Genomic DNA, 4065 nt, shown 5'->3' on the forward strand with positions numbered 1-4065 from the left:
CCTTTGAAGGATAGTGATTGAATCCACGGGCGCTCGCCAGAGCGCCGAAAGGGGTAATGGCATGAGCAAGGTAGCGTTTATAGGGTTGGGGGCAATGGGATCGCGTATGGCGGCCAGTCTGCTTAAGGCGGGTCACGAGCTTACCGTGTACGATTTAGTACCGGAGGCGACCAAGAAATTGGCCAGTTCCGGCGCGAAAACCGCGGCTTCCCCTCGGAAAGCGGCGGAAGGCAACGAGTTCATCTTTACGATGGTTCGCGATGACGAGACGTCGCGTAAGGTCTGGCTGGATGCAACGAACGGCGCAGTTGCAGGCATGAAGCCGGGAGCTATAGCCATTGAATGCTCCACGATTACCCCGGGTTGGGCTCGTGAACTCCATAACGCGTTGAGCAAGACCGGCACTGCAATGCTGGAAGCGCCGGTGTCCGGAAGTACTCCTCAGGCCGAGAAAGGGACTTTAGTGTTCCTGGTCGGGGGTGATGCGCAGACGCTCAAAAGTGCGGAGAAAGTGCTCACGGCTGTCGGTTCCAGCATTCAACATGCGGGGCCCGCAGGGGCTGGGGCACTGGCAAAGCTCGTCACAAATACCCTAATGGGCGTCGGGCTAAGCACGATCGCGGAAATGATCGGCATGCTCAAAAGGCACGGTGTCGACGCGAAACAGGTGCTGGATGCCGTGGCAGGCACGGCAATGTGGACCGAGCACCTCACCAGTGATACGAAATCCATGCTCAGTGGAAATTTCGAAGCCAAATTTCCCATCAAGCTTCTCGCAAAGGACCTCGGCTACACGGTGACCACTGCGGGTGGGGATGCACTGGTACCTACGGTGAGCGCTGTACGAGATGTATTTCTGAAGGCCATTGACGAGAAGCTTGGTGATCTCAACATGACAGCTGTCGTCAAGCTCTTCGACAAAGACAGCTAAATGTTTGACCGGTCCGCTAAGGTTCTGACGTCAACTTGCGTCGCTAGAATAGTCCAAAGAGGGGCGATACCTTCGCGTGACAGCCGAGCTTCTAGGGGATAGGTTTGGGGGTGGCTTTTTGTCCTGAACAGCATCGAATCCCGCCCAGCAAGGCTTCGCAGTCGGAATGAGAACCCGCCCCGGTTCAGTTGAAATCCAAATCGGGTACTGGCTCGCGTCGGGGTGAAGCATTCGATCTGCACCGTCGCGAATTACGTTGACGCGCGAGCGGATCGGCTGCCTACATAGCGGACCGCGACGAATTGCGGCCCGTGCTTACCACGCATTGCACGAATCTGCTGCTGTTTCCGATTCCTGGGTGGCTGGATGATGGATGCATTCCAAACCAACTGGAGCCGCGCCATGGAATTCCTCCGACTCGTCCGCATCGTTCTTTCCAGCTTCTTCGGCGTGCGCAAGCGTGCGTCGCATGAGACGGACTTCGCCAACGTGAACTTTGTCCTGCTGCCGTTCGTGGCCGTGTTCATGGCAGTGGTCATCGGCGCGATCATATTCGGCTTTGTGCACCTGGTCGCGGACTCGACGAGCGCAATGCAGGGCTTCTGATTCGTGGTTCGCTGCATTGGCCGCGCAACCCGGCTGCTATTGGCGTGTAGGGCTTAACAGCAACGGGCTCATCACGGTCGCACTGAACATGAATCAGATTGACGCGTGCACCGCCGGGTCATCGAGAATCTCGGCAAGGGCACGTATGGCTCCATCAATCTTGACGCTCCAGGGATGCCCAAAGTTGATCCGGACGCAATTCTGAAATGCGTGCGTGGCGGAAAAGATCGGACCAGGCGCGATGCTGATACCACGGCCGATCGCGAGCCGGTGCAGCGCCATTGCATCGACCGCGTCCGGCAATTGCAGCCACAGGAAGTAACCGCCCGAGGGCGTCACCCATCGGACCTCACGCGGCAGGTATCGCCGCAAAGCCGCTTCCATGGCTGCACGTTGGGTCTGCATCGCAGCGTGCAGCTTGCGCAGATGCCGGTCGAACCCGCCGTGCTCCAGGTAGTCCGCAATGCCCGCCTGCGCAGGGCTGCTGGCCGAGAGCGTCGTCATCAGTTTGAGCCGCTGCACGCGATCCGCGAAGCGTCCAGCGGACGCCCATCCGATACGATAACCCGGTGCAAGCGTCTTCGAAAACGAACTACAGTGCATGACCAGTCCGTTGCTATCGAAGGCTTTCGCAGGGAGTGGCCGATCACGGCTGAAGTGCAGCTCCTGATAAACGTCGTCCTCGATCAGCGGTACGTCGCGCGCTGCAAGCATGTCAACGAGCGACTTCTTCTTTTCGTCGGAAAGGGTGACGCCGGTCGGATTCTGGAAATTGGTCATGAACCAGCATGCGCGAATCGAATGCTTGTCGAGCGCAGCGGCAAGCGCGTCGAGGTCGAGGCCTGTGACCGGATGGACCGGAATCTCGACCGCGCGCAGATCGAGCCGCTCAATGGCCTGCAAGGCCGCGTAGAAGCCCGGCGACTCGACCGCGACGACGTCGCCCGGACGCGTGACGGCCATCAGACACAGATTCAGCGCCTCCAGCGCGCCGTTGGTAACGACGATCTCCTCGGGGGGGATCGACACGCCGGTGGCCACATAGCGCCGCGCGATCTGGCGGCGAAGATGGTCGTTGCCGGGCGGCAGATCCACGACCGTGCTCCATGGGCTGAGCGCGCGCGTGCCTCGGGTCAGCGATTTGAGCAGGCGAGCTGAAGGGAACAACAGGGGTGACGGGAACGCCGAGCCGAGCGGCACGATGTCTGGATGCTTCGCGGCATCGAGCACGGAAAACACCAGATCGCTGATGTCGACCTTCGTTGAATCGGCTAGCGGCATGTCCTGATGCGACGGCACCTGTTTGACCGCCGCACCGGGCGTCACGAAGTAGCCCGCGCGCTCTTCGGCGCGGATCAGCCCCCACTCTTCGAGCAGATAGTACGCGCGGAAAACCGTCGACTGACTGACACCGCGCTGCGCGATGATCTGCCGGAGCGACGGTAGTCGGGAGCCGATCGGAATCTGCCCCGACCGGATGCCATCAGCAATCGAGTTGGCGAGAGCCTCGTAGCGTTTCATGATGTGTTTTCTTAAAGTGTTTATCTCATGTTAGGTCGCCGTCGCCGGAGGTCGTGCAATGTTCCGTCGCATATGACGACCCGGCGAAGCTGTCAAAACGCTGTCAGTGGTAATGCAATTCGGCGTGGTCCGCTTTCCCCCAAAACACGCGATATCCGAGCAAGTGTAGCGAGAACCCCTTAACCGGCTCGCAATCAGGCGGTAACCGCTAGAATTGCGGCTTTAGCCGGGAATACGGTAATGTCTTTTGCCTCGCTTGGCCTGATCGATCCCTTGCTGCGTAATGTGGAGGACCGCAATTACCAGACACCTACGCCGGTGCAGGCCAAGGCGATCCCTGCTGTGCTCAGTGGCAAGGACGTCATGGCTGCGGCACAGACCGGCACTGGCAAAACGGCGGGTTTTGCGTTGCCGCTGTTGCAACGGCTGGTGGAACAGGTGGAACACGGCCCGGCGGTGTCCAGCAACCGCGCGCGTGTTCTGGTGCTGGTGCCCACGCGCGAACTGGCCGAACAAGTGCTGCAAAGCTTTATCGATTACGGCAAGGGCCTCGACTTACGATTTCTGGCCGCCTACGGCGGTGTGAGTATCAACCCGCAGATGATGGCGTTGCGCAAAGGCGTGGATGTGCTCGTTGCCACGCCGGGCCGTTTGCTGGATCTCAATCGCCAGAACGCAGTGCAGTTTGATCAAGTACAAACGCTGGTGCTGGATGAAGCCGACCGCATGCTGGATCTGGGCTTTTCGCGCGAACTCAACGCCGTCTTTGCTGCCTTGCCCGCTCAGCGCCAGACCCTGCTGTTCTCTGCTACGTTTACCGATGATATCCGCGCCATGGCGGCGGCCATTCTCCGCAGCCCGGTCAACATCAGCGTCGGCGCGCCCAATGCCACGGCCAGCAAGATCAAGCAGTGGGTGGTGCCGGTGGATAAAAAGAACAAGCCTGACCTCTTCATGCACCTCGTGGCTCAGAACAACTGGGAGCACGCGCTGGTGTTCGTCAAAAC

4 protein-coding genes are annotated in these 4065 nt (G+C 59.7%); 3 read left to right on the top strand and 1 reads right to left on the bottom strand.

Annotated features, from left to right (window positions below):
* Positions 1-61 precede the first annotated feature (61 nt).
* Positions 62-931: an NAD(P)-dependent oxidoreductase gene (locus WCA53_RS08860; protein WP_423908107.1), complete on the top strand. Its 870-nt coding sequence runs from the start codon at positions 62-64 to the stop codon at positions 929-931.
* Between the two features lie 402 nt (positions 932-1333).
* Complete coding sequence (locus tag WCA53_RS08865; protein WP_423908109.1) at positions 1334-1537, top strand: DUF2970 domain-containing protein; 204 nt, start codon at positions 1334-1336, stop codon at positions 1535-1537.
* 93 nt (positions 1538-1630) lie between these two features.
* Here WCA53_RS08865 and WCA53_RS08870 read toward each other — a convergent pair whose 3' ends face one another.
* The gene (locus WCA53_RS08870; protein WP_423908111.1) at positions 1631-3058 is read right to left on the bottom strand and encodes a PLP-dependent aminotransferase family protein; all 1428 of its coding nucleotides are present in this window, start codon (positions 3056-3058) and stop codon (positions 1631-1633) included.
* 240 nt (positions 3059-3298) lie between these two features.
* Between WCA53_RS08870 and WCA53_RS08875 the strand changes: the two genes are divergently transcribed.
* Positions 3299-4065 (top strand): DEAD/DEAH box helicase (locus tag WCA53_RS08875; RefSeq protein WP_423908114.1); only part of this gene is annotated, 767 nt, incomplete at its 3' end.

The organism is Caballeronia sp. (genome assembly GCF_049581465.1).
GTDB lineage: Bacteria > Pseudomonadota > Gammaproteobacteria > Burkholderiales > Burkholderiaceae > Caballeronia.